Origin of the sequence: Cytobacillus sp. FSL K6-0129 (assembly GCF_038007625.1) — a bacterium.
GTDB lineage: Bacteria > Bacillota > Bacilli > Bacillales > Cytobacillaceae > Cytobacillus > Cytobacillus kochii.
In genome coordinates, this window is sequence record NZ_JBBOXM010000001.1 from 4356308 (window position 1) to 4378917 (window position 22610).

General features: G+C 35.6%; 18 protein-coding genes. 11 read left to right on the forward strand and 7 right to left on the reverse strand.

Annotated features, from left to right (window positions below; genetic code table 11):
• Positions 1-171: 171 nt before the first annotated feature.
• Together MHI57_RS22195 and MHI57_RS22200 are read right to left on the reverse strand one after the other, a co-directional pair.
• On the reverse strand, positions 172-2091 hold the full coding sequence (locus tag MHI57_RS22195) for a heavy metal translocating P-type ATPase (RefSeq protein WP_322910041.1): 1920 nt from the start codon (positions 2089-2091) through the stop codon (positions 172-174).
• Positions 2092-2281: 190 nt separating this feature from the next.
• Positions 2282-3460 (reverse strand): MFS transporter, encoded by a 1179-nt coding sequence (locus tag MHI57_RS22200; RefSeq protein ID WP_095370078.1) that lies wholly within the window; start codon positions 3458-3460, stop codon positions 2282-2284.
• A gap of 159 nt (positions 3461-3619) precedes the next feature.
• Here MHI57_RS22200 and cax point away from each other — a divergent pair, with 159 nt between their 5' ends.
• A complete protein-coding gene (gene cax, locus MHI57_RS22205) occupies positions 3620-4678 on the forward strand; it encodes a calcium/proton exchanger (RefSeq protein ID WP_095370077.1) in 1059 nt (352 codons plus the stop codon).
• A 345-nt stretch (positions 4679-5023) separates the two neighbouring features.
• Positions 5024-5833 (forward strand): YfkD famly protein, encoded by an 810-nt coding sequence (locus MHI57_RS22210; protein WP_307319345.1) that lies wholly within the window; start codon positions 5024-5026, stop codon positions 5831-5833.
• Between the two features lie 35 nt (positions 5834-5868).
• On the opposite strand, the gene yfkAB is transcribed toward MHI57_RS22210, so the two are convergent.
• Positions 5869-6996 carry a radical SAM/CxCxxxxC motif protein YfkAB gene (yfkAB, locus tag MHI57_RS22215; RefSeq protein WP_307319343.1) on the reverse strand — a complete coding sequence of 376 codons (1128 nt, stop codon included), beginning with the start codon at positions 6994-6996 and terminating at the stop codon, positions 5869-5871.
• 143 nt (positions 6997-7139) lie between these two features.
• Between yfkAB and MHI57_RS22220 the strand changes: the two genes are divergently transcribed.
• The 5 genes from MHI57_RS22220 (at position 7140) to rlmD (ending at position 12763) form a co-directional block, all read left to right on the forward strand.
• Positions 7140-7322 (forward strand): SE1561 family protein, encoded by a 183-nt coding sequence (locus MHI57_RS22220; protein ID WP_095370074.1) that lies wholly within the window; start codon positions 7140-7142, stop codon positions 7320-7322.
• Positions 7323-7489: 167 nt separating this feature from the next.
• Entirely contained in the window at positions 7490-9040 is a 1551-nt protein-coding gene (locus tag MHI57_RS22225) for a fumarate hydratase (protein WP_095370073.1), read from the forward strand.
• Positions 9041-9166: 126 nt separating this feature from the next.
• Positions 9167-9961 (forward strand): delta-lactam-biosynthetic de-N-acetylase, encoded by a 795-nt coding sequence (gene pdaA, locus MHI57_RS22230; protein WP_340978200.1) that lies wholly within the window; start codon positions 9167-9169, stop codon positions 9959-9961.
• A gap of 523 nt (positions 9962-10484) precedes the next feature.
• Positions 10485-11348 carry a DNA-3-methyladenine glycosylase family protein gene (locus MHI57_RS22235; RefSeq protein ID WP_307318059.1) on the forward strand — a complete coding sequence of 288 codons (864 nt, stop codon included), beginning with the start codon at positions 10485-10487 and terminating at the stop codon, positions 11346-11348.
• Between the two features lie 17 nt (positions 11349-11365).
• Positions 11366-12763, forward strand: coding sequence for a 23S rRNA (uracil(1939)-C(5))-methyltransferase RlmD (rlmD, locus tag MHI57_RS22240; RefSeq protein WP_340978201.1), 1398 nt, complete (start codon positions 11366-11368; stop codon positions 12761-12763).
• Positions 12764-12949: 186 nt separating this feature from the next.
• Here the strand turns inward: rlmD and MHI57_RS22245 are convergent, their stop codons facing one another.
• Positions 12950-13159 carry a hypothetical protein gene (locus MHI57_RS22245; RefSeq protein ID WP_340978202.1) on the reverse strand — a complete coding sequence of 70 codons (210 nt, stop codon included), beginning with the start codon at positions 13157-13159 and terminating at the stop codon, positions 12950-12952.
• A 156-nt stretch (positions 13160-13315) separates the two neighbouring features.
• Between MHI57_RS22245 and MHI57_RS22250 the strand changes: the two genes are divergently transcribed.
• On the forward strand, positions 13316-14401 hold the full coding sequence (locus MHI57_RS22250) for a CotH kinase family protein (protein WP_307318057.1): 1086 nt from the start codon (positions 13316-13318) through the stop codon (positions 14399-14401).
• A 332-nt stretch (positions 14402-14733) separates the two neighbouring features.
• Here the strand turns inward: MHI57_RS22250 and MHI57_RS22255 are convergent, their stop codons facing one another.
• Positions 14734-15561, reverse strand: a complete 828-nt coding sequence (locus tag MHI57_RS22255) for a UTP--glucose-1-phosphate uridylyltransferase (protein WP_095370067.1) — start codon at positions 15559-15561, stop codon at positions 14734-14736.
• Positions 15562-15769: 208 nt separating this feature from the next.
• Between MHI57_RS22255 and MHI57_RS22260 the strand changes: the two genes are divergently transcribed.
• Genes MHI57_RS22260 through MHI57_RS22270 form a run of 3 tightly spaced genes read left to right on the forward strand, consistent with a single transcriptional unit; the run spans position 15770 to position 19190 of the window.
• On the forward strand, positions 15770-17050 hold the full coding sequence (locus tag MHI57_RS22260) for a UDP-glucose dehydrogenase family protein (RefSeq protein WP_095370066.1): 1281 nt from the start codon (positions 15770-15772) through the stop codon (positions 17048-17050).
• Positions 17047-18000, forward strand: coding sequence for an NAD-dependent epimerase/dehydratase family protein (locus tag MHI57_RS22265; protein WP_322910047.1), 954 nt, complete (start codon positions 17047-17049; stop codon positions 17998-18000). Before MHI57_RS22260 ends, MHI57_RS22265 begins: the two co-directional genes overlap by 4 nt.
• Positions 18000-19190: a glycosyltransferase family 4 protein gene (locus MHI57_RS22270; RefSeq protein WP_340978203.1), complete on the forward strand. Its 1191-nt coding sequence runs from the start codon at positions 18000-18002 to the stop codon at positions 19188-19190. The genes MHI57_RS22265 and MHI57_RS22270 overlap by 1 nt, the downstream gene beginning before the upstream one ends.
• A 439-nt stretch (positions 19191-19629) precedes the next feature.
• On the opposite strand, the gene MHI57_RS22275 is transcribed toward MHI57_RS22270, so the two are convergent.
• The gene (locus tag MHI57_RS22275; RefSeq protein WP_340978204.1) at positions 19630-20988 is read right to left on the reverse strand and encodes a glycosyltransferase family 4 protein; all 1359 of its coding nucleotides are present in this window, start codon (positions 20986-20988) and stop codon (positions 19630-19632) included.
• Positions 20985-22082, reverse strand: coding sequence for a CotS family spore coat protein (locus MHI57_RS22280; RefSeq protein ID WP_416337098.1), 1098 nt, complete (start codon positions 22080-22082; stop codon positions 20985-20987). Before MHI57_RS22280 ends, MHI57_RS22275 begins: the two co-directional genes overlap by 4 nt.
• Positions 22083-22610 lie beyond the last annotated feature (528 nt).

A 22610-nucleotide genomic window follows, 5' to 3' on the forward strand; every position in this document is an offset into this window, starting at 1 on the left:
ACCTAGGCTTAAGGAGGGTGATTACATTGACTGCAAATAAAGATGGTAACACAAAACAAAAAGGTAAAAATAAACCTAAACAAAAAACATCTAGTTCGGCTAATAAGCAAAACGGCTATCATTAAATAAAGAAGCAGCTATCCATTCACACACTTGGATAGCTGCTTTCTTTTAGTTCTTCAACAACCTTAAGCTATTTAATATCACTAAAATGGTTGAGCCTTCGTGACCGATTACACCGTAAGGAAGATCTAATATCTGTAGAAAATTAGAGCAAATTAACAGCATAATAACTGATATAGAGAAAACAATATTTTGTTTAATAATGGTGTTCATGCGTTTGGATAGGGCAATTGCATGAGCGATTTTAGGAAGATCGTTTTTCATTAAAACAATATCTGCTGTTTCTAATGCGACATCGGTTCCTTCACCCATGGCAATCCCAACATTTGCAGTCGCAAGTGCAGGCGCATCGTTAATTCCATCTCCAACCATTGCTACTTGTTGATACTGATTTCTTAATTCCTTAACATGATCCACTTTTTTTTCTGGCAAACATTCTGCAATAAAGTCTTCTACATTTGCTTCAGTAGAAATGGCTTGAGCGGTTGATTGGCTATCGCCTGTTAACATGATGGTGTATATACCTTGATCATTTAATTGTTTAACCGCAGCTTTCGTTTCTTGACGAACTTGATCCTTTAATGCGATTAATCCACACACCTCATGATCGCGTTCAAATAAAACGATCGTTTTACCATTCGAAGCTAATGTTTCTTGCTGTTCTTTTAATTCTGGCGCAAGTTCGTTATTGTTCAAAATAAATGATGGTTTACCAATTTTCCAAGTGACGCCGTTAATCACTGCTTTAATGCCCCATCCTGGTACATCTTCGATTGATTCGGGCTCTATAAGGGGAGAGCTCTGCTCTTCTTTTGTATACGAGACGATGGCAGTAGCAAGTGGATGGTTTGCATGGTTTTCAATTGATCCAACAATGCGTAAATAATCATCACGATGCTGAGTGTGTAGTGTAATAAAATCTGTTACTTCTGGGCGTCCTTTAGTTAAAGTACCTGTTTTATCAAACGCAATGGCTTTAATATGGCCTAAGTTCTCTAAATGTACCCCGCCTTTAAATAAAATTCCCTGTCTTGCTCCATTAGAAATCGCAGACAATGTAGCCGGCATAATAGAGGCGACAAGTGCACAAGGTGAGGCGACTACTAGGAGAATCATGGCACGGTAAAATGTTTCGTTCCAACTCCATCCAAGTAAGAAGTGTGGGAGAAATAGCATGAGTGCGACGGTCAGTAGTACAATTTTTACATATTTCCCTTCGAAATTCTCTATAAATAACTGACTAGGGGACTTTTCACTTTGTGCTGATTGGACCAGTTGAATGATCTTTTGAAAAAGAGTTTCATCCGCTTTTTTTGTGATTTCTACTTTAATGGCTCCATTCATATTGACGGTGCCGGCATACACTTCTTCAGATAACCCTTTTGTTACCGGAATCGATTCACCAGTAATCGTTGCTTCATCTATAGTTGTTTGTCCGTAGACAATGATTCCATCAGAGGGAACGCGTTCCCCTGGTTTAACTAGAATTTTATCTCCGATTTGTAGTGTAGAAACGTGAACAAGTTCTTCACCATCCTCATGAATTAATAAAGCTTCTTCAGGTTGCAACTCCATAAGGCTAGAAATTTCTTTTTTACTTTTATTCATTGTATATGTTTCTAGTGCGCCACTCATTGCAAAGATAAAAATAAGAATGGCACCTTCAATCCAATAGCCAATGATTGCGGAGCCGATTGCGGCAAAGATCATCAGCATTTCAACGTTTAATTCCTTATTAGCAATCGTTTCTTCAATACCTTCTTTTGCCTTCGCAAAACCTCCGATTATAAAAGATAAGATAAAGATAGTGATAGAAGTTGTTTCATAGCCTCCTTTACTAAGTAACCAACCGATAAGAATAAAAACACCTGAAGTAATTGCGGCTATAAGCTCGATATGTGGTAGTAACTTTTCGAATAATTGACTAGATGATTGCGATTGTTTTTGTACTAGGACATTTCCTTCCATATTTTCATTTCCTCCATTCTCATTGAGAAGAATAATCAACATCATTACCCTTAAAAACGACGAAAGCTGCCACCATATAGGTGACAGCAGAAAAAGTGCCGAATTGATAATATTTAATTGCTTTAATTTTACATTATATTGTAACTTTTGAAAAGGGTTATTCTCTATATTAGACGTTTTTTAACATAATTTAACTGTGAAACAATTGCTTGCTCATCTTATGGCGACCAAAATAAGCGATAATCGTAAAATTGATGAGCATCATCCCACTAATAACGGCGAAAAAGCTTAGTGATTGTATATATTGAATAAATAAACCGCCTGCGTAGGGTCCAATAAGACTGCCTAAGCTAAAGGCAACACCACAAAGAAGATTTCCGGTAGGTAAAAGCTGAGTGGGAGTTAAATCTGTCATATAACTAATTCCCAATGAAAAAGTACTTCCTACAGCCATCCCTGCTAAAAACAGTAGCAACATTAGAATGTTGACATTCTGTTCAAATATCGCAGCAGAAGAGAAAAGAATAAAGCCACAGAATAAAATAATCATTAAAATATTTCTTCGTCCATAGCGGTCACTTAACATCCCTAAAGGCAACTGAAAAATAATCGCTCCGACAGCAAATGAGGTAAGTAATAACGAAACTGATGAGACTTCTATTCCCATGCGCACAGCATAAACAGGGAAGCTCCCATTTATTGACGATTCTAAGAATCCGTAACTAAATGGTGGGATAAAGGCAATCCAAGCATAAGTAGATACATCGTAAAAACGATGGAAAGTCCCTTTTAGTGATTGAACAGCGATTGTATGCTGTGGTTGCTCATTATCAAGAAAGAACACAAACCCCCATGCAATAAAACAAAAGAGGGAAGAAATAATAAATGGAAGAGATTCACTTATATGAACTAATGGTGTCATTAGTGGTCCAACAGCAAACCCAATCCCAAAGAATAATCCGTAGATGGAAATATTTCTCCCTCGATTGCGTTCAGGAGAAAATGACGTTATCCATGTTTGTGTTGAAAAATGGAGGGCGTGGTCGCCGATTCCAATCAATAACCTTAAAATAAACCAAAACCAAAAACTCTTCCATAGTGGAAATAATAAGAGGGAAGTAGCTACTAGAAGTCCCCCGATAATAATGACTGGTTTATATCCATATTTTCTTAGGGGATATTCCATGAAAGGTGAAATAAGTAATATACCAATATATAAACCTGCTGCATTTAAGCCATTTAAACTTGAAGATACACCATCACCTTCAAAAATAATAGCTATGAGCGGTAATAGCATTCCTTGACTAAAACCTGATATCGCAACAATGAATACTAAAATCCAAAACCTTACTCTTAGTTTTTTGTCCATAAAATAACCTCAATAAATGAAAATAATAAATCTTCTACCACAATAGATATTATATGTGAAAGATAAAATTGACAAGAGAATAATCATAATCTTTTCATAACAATCTTTAAAAATGTTTATCTTAAGAAAAGTAAAGCGATTTTTTTTGAGGAGGATGGGATGAATAAAGTATTTGCTATACTCGTATTTATTGGCGTACCGTTATCCGTAATAGGAAGTCTTCTACATTGGTCAAGTACATTGATGTTCATTATTTATTGTGTTGCTATCATTGCCTTAGCTAGTTTTATGGGACGATCGACAGAAAGTTTGAGTATTATTGCTGGTCCTAGAATAGGTGGATTGTTAAATGCGACATTCGGCAATGCGGTTGAATTAATTATTGCGATTTTTGCATTAAAAGAGGGATTAATTGGTGTTGTTTTAGCATCATTAACAGGAAGTGTATTAGGTAACTTATTATTAGTAGCCGGTCTTTCCTTTTTTATTGGAGGTATAAAGTTTAAAAGGCAAAGCTTTAATATCCATGATGCACGCCATAATGCGGGCTTACTCATCTTTGCAGTCATTGTGGCTTTCGTTATTCCTGAAATATTTTCAATGTCAATGAATGAAGAAAAGACGATGATCTTTAGTATTGGAATTAGCATCATCCTGATGGCTTTATACTTAGCCGCATTATTCTTTAAATTAGTTACACATAGAGGTGTGTATAATAAAGGAGATGAAGACGGAAAGAAGAAAGTGGAGGAAGTACCAGAATGGAGCAAAGGAAAATCCATTTTAGTATTAGCTCTTGCTACATTAGCTGTAGCCTATATTTCTGAAAATCTTGTTCACACCTTTGAGGAAGTAGGGAAGACATTTGGTTGGTCGGAATTGTTTATCGGCGTCATTATCGTTGCAATTGTAGGGAATGCCGCAGAACATGCTTCCGCTATTATTATGGCTGCGAAAAATAAAATGGATATTGCCGTAGAGATTGCCGTTGGTTCTACTTTACAAGTAGCTATGTTTGTCGCGCCCATACTTGTCCTTATCTCGTTACTTTTCCCTGTAGCGATGCCGCTCGTATTTACAGTACCAGAATTAATCACGATGGTATCAGCTGTTTTTCTAATGGTGGTTATCTCCAACGATGGTGAGTCTAATTGGTTTGAGGGTGGCACCCTTCTAGCAGCTTATTTCATCATCGGTATAGGATTTTATTTACTATAATAAAAAAACGACTCCTAGGTTAGCCGGGAGTCGTTTTGAAATATTCGAATAAAAAGGAAGCGCTTGCAATTTTATTTTTAACTCATTAAGTATTTAATCGAGGACTGCTAGTGTGCATTCGCTTGAATTCATTAACCACTCCTTTATGGTGTTTGTTCATAAATAAAGCGAATCGTAATGAAGCTGCCCTCCTTTCGAGTGAGTGTATAAATAGTATAAAATATATAAAGACTTTTGTAAATATTCAAAACATTACAAAAATGTTACTTTTTTATTTTCCTTTATGGATAATATTCACATCATACGAAAAAACTAATGCATATAAGTTTGAAAGGAGTAAGAGAAATGAAGAAATGGCTATATGCTTTAGTATTGATGACCATTGGGGTGACATCCTTTCAATCAGCGATATCTGCTGAAGGAAAAATAGAAACAAAGGGGGAGACGATAGAGATACCAAGTTCTGTTCTAAATGTAGAAAAGGACAATACGTATCCAAACCCTGCTCAAGATTTACCAACATTACAGCCGAGTGAATTAACACAAGAATTAATGGAGACATCAAGAGTAAAAATAGATAACCCTGAATTAATACGTATGTTAAATGAAACAACAGTAAATAGTACACCTTTTGCCATCGGATACCGTGCGATTGTTTATTTAGGTCAATGGCCACTCAATTATCAATCACAAGAAACATCACCTAATTGGGAGTTTCAAAAGATCAATACGAACTATTTTGATAATCGCGGGGGAGATGCGGTCTATCAAATGAATTATGTTCAAGAAATGCAAAAGGTAGTGAAAGGTGGACTTACATCTAAGGTTCCACATGCGCAAGATGTTAAAAAGATGATGTTGTTGAAGGCAACAGAAAAAAGTGGATTACCCTTATCCTTTGAAACGGTTGTAGGGGCAGGAACGAAAAAAGATCATAAATATCATGTTGCAATCAACCGTCTGGGCTACCTATATGCATACGCACCTGCTATTAATGAAAAAGGGAAAGTTACTTATGGTGAAGTTTATATAATGTTGAAAGGAAGCAAAAAAACCTTAGTAGTGAAAAATATCACTTCTCAAGGAATTGGCGCATGGATTCCAATACAGGATCATGTCTCATTTGGCTTTATTGTTTCGGAACGACCACGTTAAATAGAAAAGTGCGCCATTTATATTGGCGCACTTTTCTATTTTTTAACTGAGATATTTGCTTTTTTAGTTTGGAAGTCTATTTCAGGGTAATAACTGTCTTTTACTAACACATTTGGCCCTAAACATCTTGCTTCACTACAATGGCAATTTAAAGACTTAGCAAGCTTTGTTTCCATCCACTTATCGAAAACAGATGGCAGTCCATCTGTCTGTATATTCCCTAAAGGAGGTGTATCACCAAAGTCCGTTACAATTACATCACCTGTAAAAATATTTACATTTAGTCTTGAACGACCATCAGGATCATTTCTGACAGTGACATTCTGTTCATTATGAAGACGTTGTAATAAAGCTAAGTCTTCTTCATTATTGCTGCATGGATAAAACGGCAATGTTCCAAACAACATCCAAGTATCTTTGTCTCGAATATCCAGGAGGTGATGGATTGCTTGGCGCATTTCTTTTAATGATAAAGTTTCGAGAGTAGATGCAAAATCTGAAGGGTACATTGGATGAACTTCATGACGTTGACAATGCATTTCTTCGGTTATTTGCTTATGGATTTTCTCTAAATAGGGTAATGTTCTTTTATTTAACATTGTTTCAGCAGAGACCATTACACCAGCTTGTACGAGTTCTTTACTATTCTCGATCATACGATCAAAGAGTACCTGTCTTTGCTTTATGGATGGTTTTCTTTCCATCATAGCAAAACCACCCTCAATAAATTCTTCTTCGGTACCCCAGTTATGAGAAATATGTAAAACATCTAAATAAGGGATAATGCTATCATATTTACCTCTATCTAATGTGAGGTTAGAATTAATTTGTGTTCGAATACCTCGTTCATGAGCATACTTAAAAAGAGGAATCACATAGTTATTAACTGATTTCTTCGATAGCATCGGTTCGCCTCCCGTTATAGAGAGTGAACGCAATTGCGGGATTTCCTCTAAACGTTTGATTAATAAATCAACAGGAAGTCCATCAGGATCTTTTGGCTGCAGAGTATACCCAACAGCACAATGCTCACAACGCATATTGCATAAAACCGTAGTTGTAAATTCAATATTGGATAAGGTTAATTTTCCATAATCATCGATATCCATATAAGCTTCCCAAGGGTCATAACTTGGTGAAATTGGTAACGTTTGAGATATCATTTAAAAAACTCCTTTAAGTAAATCTGTAGTCATTATTCATCTAACGTAAGCTTCTGTCAACCTTTAATGAAAAATAAACCTTTATTGCAGCTCTATTGCATTTCATGTAGGATTAAAGTTGTGTAGAGAAAGGAGCGAATACTGTGGGCAATTCAATTACTGATAAAGACAATCAAGTAGCTTTCTTAAAGCAACGTCTTCATATGTTTATGGACGTATTAGATGCGATAGAACCTGAAAACACGGAGTTAGAGGATGTTGATCGTCTCATCGAAATGATCGATGATCTTGAATCTAAAGTAAGGGAATTTAATCATAGAGATTAAAAAGAAGTGGTGAAACCCTATGAAAAAAATTGGGTTTCACCATTTTTTTGTTTCTACAGTTGGTCTTTTCTTGACTAAAGAATGAGTATATAATGGTATACGATAATGATTCTAATTTTTCGCAAAAGAAATTGATCGGTCGCAAAGGGAAAGGGGAACTTTGAGAAATGAATATGGAGCAATTCCAAAAAAGTATGTACGACTTAATTGTAGAAACTTCGACGAATTTACCAAAGGATGTTCGTCGGGCAATTAAGGCAGCAAAAGAAAGAGAAAGTGCTGGTACGAGATCAGCGATGAGTCTGGCAACAATTACAAATAATATCTCTATGGCAGATGATAACGTATCGCCAATCTGTCAAGATACAGGATTACCGACATTTAAAATCAAAACACCAGTTGGCGTTAATCAACTAAAGATTAAAGAAGCAATTAAGAATGCTATTGCAGAAGCAACAAATGATAGTAAATTGAGACCTAACTCTGTTGATTCCTTAACAGGTGCTAATAGTGGAGATAATTTAGGTGGTGGCACACCAGTTATTAAATTTGATCAGTGGGAAGAAGAGTATATAGACGTTCGCTTAATTCTAAAAGGCGGCGGTTGTGAAAATAAAAATATACAATATAGTTTGCCTGCAGAACTAGATGGTTTAGGAAGAGCTGGACGCGATTTAGATGGTATACGTAAATGTATAATGCATTCGGTTTATCAAGCACAAGGACAGGGATGTAGTGCAGGGTTTATAGGTGTAGGGATTGGCGGAGATCGTTCATCTGGTTATGATTTAGCAAAGGAACAACTATTCCGTTCTGTAGATGATGTAAATCCAAATGAAGATTTACGAAAACTGGAGGAATATGTTCTTAAAAATGCAAACGAGCTTGGAATTGGGACAATGGGATTCGGAGGAGAAACGACTTTATTAGGATGTAAAGTTGGTGTGATGAATCGTATTCCTGCTAGCTTTTTCGTATCTGTAGCCTATAATTGCTGGGCATATCGTAGACTTGGGGTAAAAGTAAATCCTGACACAGGTGAAATTAATGAATGGCACTATCAAGATGGTGAAAAAATTAATTTTGCTGACGAAGCAGCGCAAGAAACAGCTGCAACAGCAGAAGCTGAACAAGAAACAAAAGTTGTTACGCTTCAAGCTCCAATAACAGAGGAACAAATCCGTGAACTTAAAGTTGGCGATGTTGTTCAAATCAATGGTCGGATGTATACAGGTCGTGATGCGATCCATCATCATTTAATGGAGAACGATGCCCCTGTAGATTTAAATGGACAAGTAATATATCATTGTGGACCAGTAATGATGAAAGATGATCAAGAAAAATGGCATGTAAAAGCAGCAGGTCCAACTACAAGTATTCGTGAAGAACCATATCAAGGAGATATTATGAAGAAATTCGGTATTCGCGCCGTGATTGGAAAAGGCGGTATGGGACCGAAAACATTAAAAGCGCTAGAAGATCATGGTGGAGTATACTTAAATGCAATTGGTGGAGCAGCGCAATATTATGCTGATTGTATTAAAGAAGTAGAAGGCGTTGATTTAATGAACTTCGGTATTCCAGAAGCCATGTGGCACCTACGTGTAGAAGGATTCACAGCAGTGGTTACAATGGATTCTCACGGAAATAGTCTTCATAGAGATGTAGACAAATCCTCGTTAGAGAAGCTAGCGAAATTTAAAGAACGTGTATTTTAATTTGTTTTTGAGACACCAACATATAGTGGTGTCTCTTTTTTTATGTGAATAATTATTTTGGAAACTTTTAGCGCTCGTAATTTATTGTTGCTAGCAAAGAATAAGAAAAAAAGAAGGAGAAGCGCTATGAAAAAATTGATGATATTAGTAAGTAGCTTTCTGTTTATCTGTTCAATCCCTGTCTCAGCAAGTGAATTCAGCCATGCTCCTATCCATTGGGGAATTAAAAAAGCACAGAATGAATCACCGGCGGAAGCGGGAAAAATGCTTGATAATCTTCTAACAAAGCATCACTCTGTTTATAAGGGAGATCCGACTAAAAAAGAAATTTATCTTACTTTTGATAATGGGTATGAAAATGGGTATACGGATAAAATTCTTGATGTGCTTAAAAAAGAAAAAGTACCTGCGACATTCTTTATTACGGGTCATTATATTCATACGGCACCAGATTTAGTAAAAAGGATGGCAAGGGACGGACATATAATCGGCAACCATTCTTGGACTCACCCAGATATGACAAGGATCAGTCGCGATAAATATAAACAAGAATTAGAAAAAGTGAGAGCTGAGACAGAAAAGTTAACAGGTGTTAAACATATGTCCTATTTAAGACCACCTCGTGGTATTTTTAACGAACAAGGATTGGCTTACGCAAATGAATTAGGCTATACCCATATCTTTTGGTCTCTAGCCTTTGTTGATTGGAAAACAGATCAACAAAAAGGCTGGAAATACTCCTATGACAACATTATGAGGCAGATTCATCCAGGAAGCATATTATTATTACACACAGTATCAAAAGATAATGCAGATGCTTTGCAACAAGCAATTGTGGATTTAAAAAAACGAGGATATGAATTCAAATCGTTAGACGATCTCATGTGGAGCCAAGCCTTGGATAGCTCTTACTTATATTAACAGTCACCACCTACAATGAACTTCATTGTAGGTGTTTTGATTTATAAAAAAAGAAAAATGGCAAACAGAGTGCCAACGGGATTAATAAGGGTGAAAAGGGAAACGGTGAGCAAACAACGAGTCTCAGGATAAGCCATGAAAAAGAGGAAAACAAAGCAAATAGAAAGTGCCCTGGATTTAAAAGCCATGAAAAAGGGGAAAACAAAGCAAATAGTGAACTTCTTGAATCTATAAGCCATGAAAAAGAGGGAAACAAAGCAAACAGAAAGCGCTCCGGATCTATGAGCCGTGAAAAAGAGAAAAACAATGCTAATAAAGTTCCAACAAAATTTATAAGCAACATAAATAATAGATGCAGTATTCATCATTTATTAAGAAGTAAAAATCCCCATTAAATCATTGTAAAATTCTTGTTATAATTATAAATAAGAACAGATATTCGTCTTGATAGAAGACAGTTGAAAAAGCTCATAAAAAGATCCTTAGTATAATACGAGAAAAAACAGTGAAGGATGAACGGTGAATGGAGATAATAAAAGAAATAGGTGGACCCTATAATTTTGATGCTGTTTTAAGTCGCTTATCAAGTGACCCGCTTATTTGGGTGAATCGAGACAAGAGAATGTTAAAGGTACCCCTTAAGTTACAAAATGAATCCGTCGTCGTTACAATCACAGGTTTGGGTACAACGAACAAACCTAAATTTCTAATGACAGGATTAAATGAAGTAACAAAAGAAGAAGCGTTGGTTAGATTAACAGATATTTTTCGGTGGAATATTCCCTTAGCAGATGTTCATCAACATTTTTTAAAAACGGATTTGCGCCATGTTTTTCTCGCTCATTATGGAACACCTTTTGTGTTAGATTTTGATTTATTTGGTTCGCTCCTCAAATGTATTGTTCATCAACAATTGAATATGAAATTTGCTTATACGCTTACAATGAGGTTTGTGCATAAGTTTGGTTATGAGAAAGATGGTGCTTGGTTTTATCCTGATCCTGAAACAGTAGCTAATGTAACAATTGAAGATTTAAGGGCATTACAATTCAGTGGTAGGAAAGCAGAGTATGTTATTGGGATTGCTAAAGAGTTATCAGAAAAGCAATTATCTTTATTGCAACTAAAAGAACTGTCAGATCGTGAAATTCATGATAAACTGATTAAATTAAAAGGCGTAGGTCCATGGACAGTGCAGAATTTTTTGATGTTTGGTTTAGGGAGAGATAATCTTTATCCAATGGCAGATATTGGCTTGCAAAATGCGTTAAAAAAGCTTTATCAATTAGAGCAGAAGCCTTCCTACGAACAAATGGAATTATATGCAAAAGACTGGACGCCTTATTTAAGCTATGCCACCTATTATTTATGGCGTAGTATCGAATAACTGTGGAGTGATTATTTTTGAATAAACAAACGAATCGTAAAAAAGAAACTGCCGTTCAGTTAAAACTCAAGCAACGGTTTCCTTTAACAATCAAAAGGTTAGGTATTAACGGAGAGGGTGTCGGATATTTCAAAAAGAAAGTGGTCTTTGTTCCTGGTGCCCTGCCTGATGAAGAGGTTGTGGTAGAAGTCACAAATGTTCAACCGAAATTTTCAGAAGCAAAGATAAAAAAAGTTAGGAAACCTTCTCCCTACCGAGTAGAGGCACCTTGTCCGTTATTTGGTGAGTGTGGCGGATGTCAGTTACAACATCTTCGCTATGATCGCCAGTTAATAGAAAAAAGGGATATGGTTATTCAATCACTTGAGAGACATACCAAAATAGATCCAAACACCATTCAAATAAAACAAACAATCGGAATGGAGGACCCTTGGAGATACCGGAATAAAAGCCAATTTCAAGTAGGGATGAAGCAAGGTGAAGTGATTGCAGGATTATATAGTATGAATTCACATCAGCTTATTGATATTGATGAATGCATCGTGCAGAAGCCAGAAACAATATCTGTTACAAATACGATGAAGCGTATTCTTCAAGATTTAAACATTAGTGCTTATAATGAACGCACGCGCAAAGGTGATATCCGTACAATTGTGACGAGAGTGGGTGTGAAAACTGGGGAAGTGCAAGTTGTGCTCATTACAAGACAAAAAGAGCTTCCAAAGTCTTCACTAATAGTAGAAGAAGCTACCAAGCGGATTCCGAATTTACGTTCGATTATTCAAAATGTCAATGGCCAAAAAACATCTCTCATTTTTGGGGATGAAACCATACCACTTGCGGGTGAAACGTTTATATATGAAATGCTAGGGGATATCCAATTTGAATTATCTGCACGTACTTTTTTTCAACTCAATCCAGAGCAAACCGTCAAATTGTATAATGAAGTCAAAAAAGCAGCAAATCTAACTGGTAAAGAAACGATTGTTGATGCGTACTGCGGAGTAGGAACAATTGGATTATGGTTGGCAGATCAAGCAAAAGAAATACGTGGAATGGATATTATAAAAGAATCAATCACAGATGCAAAGAGAAATGCAGCTAAACATGGAGTGAAGCATGCTAAATATGTAACGGGTAAGGCTGAAGAATGGTTACCTAAATGGGTGAAAGAAGGCTTTCGTCCAGATGTTATCGTTGTCGATCCCCCAAGAACAGGTTTGGATCAAGCATTATTAAAAACAATCCAACAAGTCAAACCTAAAAAATTGGTTTACGTGTCTTGTAACCCATCTACACTGGCAAAAGACATCGATTTTCTCCACCGTCAATATAAAGTAAAAAGCATACAGCCGGTAGACATGTTTCCCCAAACGGCGCACGTGGAATGTGTCGTCTTATTAACCTTGATATAACAGAGTGATTGGCAAGGAATTGATGTGATTAATCGCGTTTTAACTACGTCAGAATGACCACATCAACTTCTTGCTTTTTTAGTGTGTAGCGACCGTATATTAACTTATTACAATTTTAATACTTCATCAAACTGTGCAATTCTTACCTGCATGTCATGAGTAATTATGATTAAACATGTCTAATGGTCATATACGAGAGCCAGAACCAGAGCCAGAGCCAGAACCAGAGCCAGAACCAGAACCAGAGCCAGAGCCAGAACCAGATCCAGAACCAGATCCAGAACCAGAGCCAGAACGGTTATCATTAGCTTTTGATCCTGGGTTTCTACTTAGGAATTCCTCATTTCCAGCGTCTTTTGCCTCATTTAGAAGCTTTTTTACGTCTTCTTTTCCCATCTATAAAAACCACCTTTCATTATAATCCTTAATATTTAAGGTAGTTTATTTTATGAAAAAATTTTTCATTGGTTCTAAACTTCCAATTAATTAATGATCATTTGCATTATTTTTTTCATATGATAATGGGTAAAGTGAGGGAGGCGAGGATATAAGATGCAGACGAATACTGTACCTACATTAAGTATTTCTATGCAACCAGAACTGATGGAATTTTTAGAAAAAAATATTTGGCATGATGAATTAATTCCTTCTCAATTAGTTATAAACAATCATTCATTTGATATCGGTATTAGTTATAGAGGAAATCATACACGTAAATTAAGAAAAAAATCTTACAAAATTGATTTTGGAACATATAATGATGAGTTTCTTGGACGTGAAATTCACATTAATGCAGAGTATTGCGATCCTTCTTTCATTCGAAATAAGCTATCTTTTGATTTTTTTAAGCAGATTGGGATCAATTCACCTGATTGCAGGTATGTTTTAATTGAGATAAATGGAAGGTCCTCAGGAATTTACTTACAGCTTGAATCTGTTGATGATTACTTTTTACAAAAAAGACAACTTTCATATGGGCCTATTTATTACGCAACGAATCATCAAACTAATTTTTCTTTGTTAACCACGAAAGGTGAGCCTAAATCTTCATTAATTTCAGGGTATTTGCGTAAAATTGGGAATGTTGAGGACGATTCTGATTTAGAAAAGCTAATAATAAAAGTCAATACGATACCACGTAATGAGTTTGGCAAAGAAATAGTAAAGTACTTGGATGTCAAAAAATATTTAATTTGGCTGTGTGGTGTGATTTGCACACAAAACTACGATGCTTTCATTCAAAATTATGCCCTTTATCGAAATGGAGAATCAGGATTGTATGAGATGATCCCATGGGATTTTGATGCAACATTTGGAAGGGATTGGAATGGAGGGGTTATGAAGTTTAATCGAGTTCCTATCGAAGGTTTTAATACACTCACGGCAAGACTTCTTGATGTAAAGGAATTTCGTGTTCAATACCGCATTCTTCTAGAAGAGATATTAGAGAATTACTTTACAGTTTCGGAATTTGAACCAAGAATTATCAATCTTCATAAATTATTGCGTCCCTATATAGCATTAGATCCATATAAAAAGGATGCTATCGATTTATTTGATAAAGAACAAGAATTTATCCTGCAATTTATTTTAAATCGCAATCAGTATCTTAGAGATCATCTTAAAGATCTGGAATAAAGGGAAAATATTATTTCATGCCTAGACTCTCAGTATTTTAGATGGGAGTCATATTAGTGTGCAAAGGTAGTTAATAAACAGGGTATGAAAGTTCCCATGGAGTCAAAGTCGAGCATGTCTCGTCGTGTTATGCAGGATTTGAACGCAGCCCTGGACAAATCCTCTGTCTGAGATAAGAGGTATATTGTTGAACTAGTTTGCAAAACAAAACAAGGTTGAGATCAGGCTGCGGAATCTCTAAATATTTTGTTAAGTTCATTCGTTTTGTAGTACACCAATAAGGTATGATGGGACATTTAATTGCAGGATAACTCGAGCAATTCAAACAAGGACTATTCATCCTCTTTTTTAGAATTGCTCATTAATTTTTGAATAAGGTTTAAATATCCTTTATCCGTACCGATGTCATAGCGTTTTGCAGATACTTCCACACCGTAGCACTTTTCTAACTTTAATAATTTTTGGATTGCATCCGTTAGTTGAACTTCACCTCCAACTCCTTTACCTCCTTTTTCTAAATATGAAAAAATAGATGGTTCAAAAATGTATCTCCCACTTACGGCTAAATTAGATGGGGGAGTGGAGCGAGGCTTTTCTACAATATCAGAAATTTCATAGGTATTATCTTGCAAATCAATCGCTTTCACTACCCCGTAGTTTTTTAATAACTTTTCATTCAATTTTTCCAGAGCTATTACTGTAGATTGATAATTTTCGTATACGTCTAAAAGCTCTCGTAAAGCGGGCTGGCCACTTTGTAGAAATATATCATCAGGAAGAAGAACAGCAAAGGGATCTTTACTTGCAAATCTTTTACCTAAGAGTATTGCTGTACCTAGTCCATCTGCAAAGGGTTGGCGTACATATTGAATAGAAATAGCGGGCCCGACAATTTTATTCAATAAATGCTGTTTTCCTGTCTTTTCTAAAAAGGCTTCATATTCTAGAGATCGGTCAAAATAATCTAAAATCATATTTTTATTACGGGATACCACTATTAAGATTTCTTCAATTCCTGATTCAATGGCTTCTTCAATAATATATTGTATGGCTGGTTTACCTGCGATCGGGAACATTTCTTTTGGAAGCACCTTTGTTATTGGCAAATTTCTTGTACCGAAACCTGCAGCAGGAATGATTGCTTTTTTTACTGTCTTCATCATAACCTCTCCTCTTCACTTTCTATATATTAATCTAATATATTTTACTTGGTAATTTGTCCAATAAGAAAAGGTACTTAACCATATAGTTTTTGTTTTTTTACCATTTCCATCTTAAATATTTTTCCCACTTTCACGTTTTGTTTGAAGCTAAATAAGATAATGATAAATTGAATGTTTTTAACATGAGCAAGTAAGGATGATAATGGTGAAAATATGTGTCATTGGTACAGGGTATGTTGGTTTAACAACTGGTGCTGTGTTGGCAGACTTAGGTCATGAGCTTTACTGTGTTGATAAGAATAAATTGATAATAGAAAAATTAATTGAGGGAGAAATCCCTATTTATGAACCAGGATTAAAGGAACTGATTGTTCGAAATAAAAAAAGAGGTCTTCTTCATTTTTCAACGGATATCCAGCGTGTGATAAAAGAATGCCCAATTCTTTACATCACAGTCGGTACTCCTACAAAAGAAGATGGGAGTCAAAATCTAACTGCGATTAACGAAGTCATTGACACCTTGGTACAGACGATAACCTCTCATAAAACAATCATTATTAAAAGTACGGTACTACCAGGTACCAATGAATGGATTCATCAAACATTAATAGAAAAAGGGATCGACTCGCGTATGTTCGACGTTGTATCCAATCCAGAGTTTCTTAGAGAAGGAAATGCTGTATTTGATATGATGAACCCGGATAAAATTGTTGTGGGTGGAAAAAGCCCTCAATCTATTAAAATAATTCAAACTCTCTATGAGAAGTTACAAGCACCTTATATTATTACTTCATTAACAGGAGCAGAGATGATTAAATATGCCAATAATGCCTTGTTGGCAACAAAAATCTCATTCATTAATGAAATCGCCCGTATTTGCGACGCCTATAATGTGGAAGTAACGCATATTGCAAAAGCGCTAGGGACAGACAATAGAATTGGTCCCTATTTTTTGAATGCAGGATTAGGTTATGGTGGGTCTTGTTTTCCAAAGGATATTCGGGCATTAGAATACGCTGCCAAACGAAGAAATGTTAATCCTGAGATGTTAAGGGCCGTTCAAAATGTGAATGACTCTCAAATTGATTTGTATATTGATAAATTAACAAATCAATTAACAAACTTGGATGGGAAAAAAATAACCGTTTGGGGCTTAGCTTTTAAGCCCGACACAGATGATATACGTGAATCAAGGTCATTATTATTAATTGAGAAATTATTGGAAAGAGGGACAGAGGTCCACGCCTATGATCCTATTGTCAATTCTTTTGAACCTGCCATTACCATTCATCATGACATGTATGAAGCTATTAAAGGAGCAGATGCATTAATTATTGCAACAGAATGGAACCAGTTTAAAACCGTAGACTGGAAAAAGGTAAATGAGTTAATGAAGGGAAATATTTTAGTAGATGGACGGAATATCATTGACCCTAAAGTCGTAAGAAAACATCAACTTCAATATATTGGGGTGGCTAGACAATGAGGATTATCGTAACAGGAGCCGCTGGGTTTATCGGTTCTCATTTATGTGAGAGGTTATTAAGAGAAGAAGAGAATGTTGTTATTGGCATTGATGGTTTTATAGACCCATCCAAGAAGTCAATTAAACTAAGAAATATAGAAAATCTGTTGATTCATCCACGTTTTCAATTTATAAATAAGAATTTACTAGGCATTGATTGGAGTGAAATTCTTGCCAAAGATGATGTGATATATCATTTAGCTGCTGTGCCTGGTGTTCGTTCAAGCTGGGGTAACAATTTCAAGTTGTATGAGGAAAATAATATTCTTGTCACCCAACGGCTATTAGAGGCTTGTAAGAATGTCTCTTTAAAGAAGTTTATTTACGCCTCCACCTCTTCTGTATATGGAGAAAAGGTTGGTATGGTTTCAGAAGATTGCCCACTTTCACCACTTTCTCCTTATGGTGTAACGAAGCTAACAGGAGAGTATTTATGTAAGGTATACAGTGAAAATGATGGTCTTCCAATAACTATTCTTCGATACTTTACTGTTTATGGACCTAGACAACGGTCTGACATGGCATTTCATCGATTTATCGAATGCATTTTAACGAATAAACCTATTCCAATATACGGTGATGGCAAACAAACACGTGATTTTACGTTTGTAGAAGATTGTGTAGAAGGAACTTTTGCTGCTCTTTATGCAGAGGATACCCTTGGAGAGACAATTAATATTGGTGGTAAAGAACGGAAATCTATATTGGATGTCATTGAAATATTAGAAGATTTAACAGGGAAAAAAGCAACCGTGGAATTTATTGGAGAACCGCGCGGGGAACCGCGACATACTTGGGCAGATATTTCAAAGGCATTGAAGATTCTGCAATATAAGCCAGCTGTGCCGTTAAAAGAAGGGCTTCTCCGTGAAATAAATGATTTAAAGATTATTTATAAGGAGGAAGAGTAATGAGGCTTGCTTTAATTTGTACAGAAAAACTCCCTTCTCCTGCTATAAAGGGAGGTGCAATTCAAATGATGATTGACGGTGTAGTTCCTTTTCTCAGTAAAGAAAATAACTTAACTATTTTCTCTGTCACCGATCCATCTCTACCTGATTATGAAGTACGTAACGAAGTGCAATACATTCGGTTACCATCTGAAAGTTATGAAATTGATATTGCTAAAATACTTACTGAAAAAAGGTTTGACATTATTCATGTTTTTAACCGTCCATTAAATATTCCTCTCTATAAAAAAGCTTCCCCTTCAAGTCAGTTTGTTTTAGGACTTCATAATGATATGCTTTCTGAAAAAAAGGTATCACTGGAGAATGGAAAGGAAATTGTAAACTCTGTTGAAAGGATTGTTACAGTTAGTGAATATATAAAACAAACTGTGGTGGAGAGGTTTCCAGAAGCAGAATCAAAAACAAAAGTAGTTTACTCAGGAGTAGATCTAGTAGAATATCCTCCAGTCTGGTCAGAGAAAGGAAAACAAATTAGAGAAGAATATCGACAAAAATACAATATTGGAGATAAAAAGGTCATATTATTTGTTGGAAGACTCACTAAAAATAAAGGACCTCATCTTCTAATATCCGCCTTTAAAGCTATTGCTAAAAGATACCCTCATACTTTACTTGTGATTGCTGGGGGAAAGTGGTTTAGTGATGATGGAATAAATAACTATATTCGTTATTTGAAGAAACTAGCCGAACCGTTAGGTGACAAAGTTATTTTCACAAATTTTATTCCTGCAAGTGAAATTTCTAACATCTTTTTAATGAGTGATATTTTCTGTTGTTCTTCCCAATGGCAAGAACCCTTAGCTCGGGTTCACTATGAAGCTTTTGCTGCTGGTATCCCTATAATATCAACAAATAGGGGAGGAAATGCAGAGATAGTTTCTCATAAAGAAACGGGTTATTTAATTGAAAAGTATGATCAAGCTAGTGAATTTGCAAAAGGAATTAATTTCTATTTAAAGAACCCGGATACTATTAATAGCATTACCCGAAATGCAAGAGAATTAGTGGAATCTAATTTTCAATTTCATCATGTTGCTAGCCGGTTAACCAACGTTTATTCTGAGTTGATTCCAAAACAAAACAAAGATCATTATCGTAAAATGTTTCGGTCGCCACTCTTTCGATTCTAATCGATTAACAAAAAAGAGGGTGAGTAAGGTTGCTAGCTAACCTTTTGCTCACCTTTTTTATTGTTAGTAAACATGATGTTAATAATGACAGTTAAAAACAAAATTTTGCGACCGATAAAAACTGTTGGTGTGTAGGTGATCAGGTGATTTTAAGCATCATTCGTCGGTCATATTCTAGCAAGCCTTCTTGTACATAAGCAATAACTTTTAAAGAATATCATTTCTAAATCTAAAGGCAAACTGACTTTTCATTGTGTTTAATCTTTAAACAGTAGGACCCTTATTCCTAATTTTATCTTGTTACAGTCACTTTACCATATCAGAAGTTTTCCTTATTTCTATTTAAATAAAGCCGTTGAAATTTTATGATTGTAAAATTTCAACGGCTTCGTCATTTTCGAGGAAGTTTCTCTACCTCAACGTTGATTCAGTCTAAGATTCAATAGTTGCTTGCTTTATTAGCTAATATTTCTTTATTAATCCATGGTATCGAAGCAGTAGTAATCTTTTTAATTGGCTGCTTTTGTTTTGGTCGGATTGGTTTTTTCTCTATAGGCGAAATCTTCTCAGCTACAGCTTTTTTGGTAAACAGTTGTTCTTCTTTCTCGCCATTCATGTTAGAAGTACTACTAATGTCAACGTTATTTTGAATTTTATAATCAATCCCGCTCCACACTTGGGAAATATCGTCGATGACTCGATTCCAATTATGATTTTTTTCTACAAAGCTACGACCATATTGACCCATTTCTCTACAGAGAGAAGGACTGGAAAGTAATTTGGATAAATGAGCTACAAATTCTCGAGGGTCATCTGCTTGCTCAACGATAAACCCATTTTTTCCAATCTCGATTATTTCAGGGTTTCCTCCACGAGCAGTTGTCACAATGGGTAACCCAGCCGCCATTGCTTCATAATGTACTCGTGCTAACGGCTCTTCCCATTGAGAAGGACAAACGAATATATCAGCAGTAGCAAACCAGTCTTGAATTTCATCAGGGTGAACAAAGCCAGTAGTTATAACAGGTATAGGAAGGCGTTCTGCAATCGCTTTAATATAAGCAATGTAATCGGTCATTCTATTATCACTAAAGCCTTTACTTCCCATTAAAACCAAGGCCGCATTAGGATGCTTTTTAGCCAAATCTAGCATGGATCGTAAAAGTATATCTGCTCCCTTGTTCACTGAAAGTCGTCCAGCAAATAAAATTACCTTTTTCGATTCTAGTTTGTGTTTTTGACGCATGGAAGCTCTAATCCTTTGACCCTTGACAGAATACGTTGGAACAAATCGCTCTAAATCCACTCCTGAATAAATTGTTTGAATTTTAGGTTGGGCATCGGGGTAAAGCTTTACTATTTCATTACCAATATAATTACTAATGGTAATAATTTTATCTAATTGATCAATTGCTTTCTGGGCTTCTTCAGTATCTATTTTTTCCCTCTTGAACATATCATTGTGCATGCTTAATATGAGTCGTGAGTTTGGTGCCACTTCTCGTATTGGTAATACTAAACGGGGGCGGTTAAAAATGTGAATTAAGTCAAAAGTATTGTTTTTAAGATAATCTACAACACCTTCCCTGTAAGTCTCCAATAATCCTCCTGGAACCCTTACATAATGAACACCATCTTTTATTTCTTTATCGGGTAATGTGTCATCGTTTCTTCCGATTATTGTAATAGAATGGTTTTTACTTAAGTTTGGAATAGCTCCAGCGATGAATGTTTGTATTGCTCCTCCTTTTACCGGTGGAACTGGAAGTTTTTCTGTACAGACTATTAGCACTTTCATTTCCTTTTTCCCCCTCTCCATTCTTTACGTAATTGCTCAAGAATTGGCCATTTGGTCTTATCGATTTCAACGATTCGCTGGACAATAGCATCCAAATCGCTATTTAATGCTATGGTTGGTTCGAATAACATATCTTTTACATTTTTATAATATAAATTTGGTAATGAGAAATCGATCAAGAGAATCTCAAACAACTCGTCAGTGATAGGGTTAGCTTCATTGTACGCTTCTAGCATTCCTACTATCCAATCAATATCCCACCTTCCTAGATCATCCATAGAACCAGATATGAGTTTGCGTAAATCACGAATAGGCAAATCATAGGCTACACCATCAAGGTCGATAATCCACATACCTCCAGGTCCCATTTGTCCATTCGACCATCCATAATCCTGATGGACTAATCCCCATTCTTTATTTCCCTTTGCGACCAGCTGTTGATAAGAGGATTGCTCCAGCATAGTCAATGCCTTTTTTGCTTGCTCCTCAAACATATCAACTGTACTTAAGATCGTCTTACTCGTGGGCATTTCTGAATATAAGTTAGCTACATTTTTAAACCAAGATATTTTTCTCACTACTTTTTTATATGCATTTGGCCATCGTAAAAGTCTTGAAGCATTCTCTGCTCCTTTAGGAGGAACATACCCTTTGGAAAGTTGATGGAACTCTCCAATAGCGTTACTCAATAGCTTTGCTCCTTCAATATCGGCAGATACTTGATATAGAGGTTCAATCCAATCGGCAACAAACCAGATTTTCCCTCCCATTTCCACTATATTGCTACCCGATTTTGTCTTTACAATCGGTGGTATTCTAGCCTTTTTTTCATTAACTAAATATTCCTGTGCACCAATGCTAAATAAACTCCTGGAGGGTTTCCGATGGAGTATTTTTAAACTTTTGGGTCCTATGTTCGTATTGATCTTCCATATAAGTCCACCCTTATCTGCCTTTGTTGTAATAACTTCCATGCTACTCACATTAAAATTGTATTGTTTAATCACTTGTTGAGCCATTTCTTCAATAAATGGTGGCACATATAAATCAGCTAATGTCTCATCTAAATCCCATGGTGTAATAAGCTGCTCCAAACTAGTCATTCCTTTCCTTGGGTAATTTGTCTTTACATCCTATTCACTCAGGTGAAAATAGGTTGGACATTTGTCCATATGAAAATGAAAAATAATGTGTATAAGCCCATGTAATAAAAGTGGAATCAAGAAGGTATTTATTTTAAAGTTTGAATTACTTTCAATTTAACTTGTTCAATTGGAATAAATTTTTAAAAAAGTGTAACGAGTGAAGTAAAAGGGAGCATATGTAATAAGCAATATGGATAAATTTGGTGATAAGTGGCTATGAACAGAATTTCTTTGTGTGGGATGTGATAAAACACCCATACATTAACTTTAAATGCTTTAGTAAGTTAAGAGTTGTCAAGGATATGTCAGAAGGAGTTATGATACACTTCTTACTTTAAAAATTATGTAACAAAAGAGCATCGGTGTTTTTTATTTAAAACATTGATGCTCTTTTGTTTTTTTATATTTGTAATTATTTTTCCATTATTATCAGTATATTGATAGTTATGTAAGATGTTTTAACATGAGATTTAATAA

Excerpts from the sequence above, each read along its gene's own strand:
- MHI57_RS22270 (WP_340978203.1), top strand. The coding sequence starts at position 18,000 with ATGAGGCTTGCTTTAATTTGTACAGAAAAACTCCCTTCTCCTGCTATA.
- yfkAB (WP_307319343.1), bottom strand. The coding sequence starts at position 6,996 with ATGATATCTCAAACGTTACCAATTTCACCAAGTTATGACCCTTGGGAA.
- MHI57_RS22275 (WP_340978204.1), bottom strand. The coding sequence starts at position 20,988 with ATGAAAGTGCTAATAGTCTGTACAGAAAAACTTCCAGTTCCACCGGTA.
- MHI57_RS22265 (WP_322910047.1), top strand. The coding sequence starts at position 17,047 with ATGAGGATTATCGTAACAGGAGCCGCTGGGTTTATCGGTTCTCATTTA.
- MHI57_RS22200 (WP_095370078.1), bottom strand. The coding sequence starts at position 3,460 with ATGGACAAAAAACTAAGAGTAAGGTTTTGGATTTTAGTATTCATTGTT.
- MHI57_RS22245 (WP_340978202.1), bottom strand. The coding sequence starts at position 13,159 with ATGGGAAAAGAAGACGTAAAAAAGCTTCTAAATGAGGCAAAAGACGCT.
- MHI57_RS22195 (WP_322910041.1), bottom strand. The coding sequence starts at position 2,091 with ATGGAAGGAAATGTCCTAGTACAAAAACAATCGCAATCATCTAGTCAA.
- MHI57_RS22250 (WP_307318057.1), top strand. The coding sequence starts at position 13,316 with ATGCAGACGAATACTGTACCTACATTAAGTATTTCTATGCAACCAGAA.
- cax (WP_095370077.1), top strand. The coding sequence starts at position 3,620 with ATGAATAAAGTATTTGCTATACTCGTATTTATTGGCGTACCGTTATCC.
- pdaA (WP_340978200.1), top strand. The coding sequence starts at position 9,167 with ATGAAAAAATTGATGATATTAGTAAGTAGCTTTCTGTTTATCTGTTCA.
- MHI57_RS22210 (WP_307319345.1), top strand. The coding sequence starts at position 5,024 with ATGAAGAAATGGCTATATGCTTTAGTATTGATGACCATTGGGGTGACA.
- MHI57_RS22255 (WP_095370067.1), bottom strand. The coding sequence starts at position 15,561 with ATGAAGACAGTAAAAAAAGCAATCATTCCTGCTGCAGGTTTCGGTACA.
- MHI57_RS22225 (WP_095370073.1), top strand. The coding sequence starts at position 7,490 with ATGAATATGGAGCAATTCCAAAAAAGTATGTACGACTTAATTGTAGAA.
- MHI57_RS22235 (WP_307318059.1), top strand. The coding sequence starts at position 10,485 with ATGGAGATAATAAAAGAAATAGGTGGACCCTATAATTTTGATGCTGTT.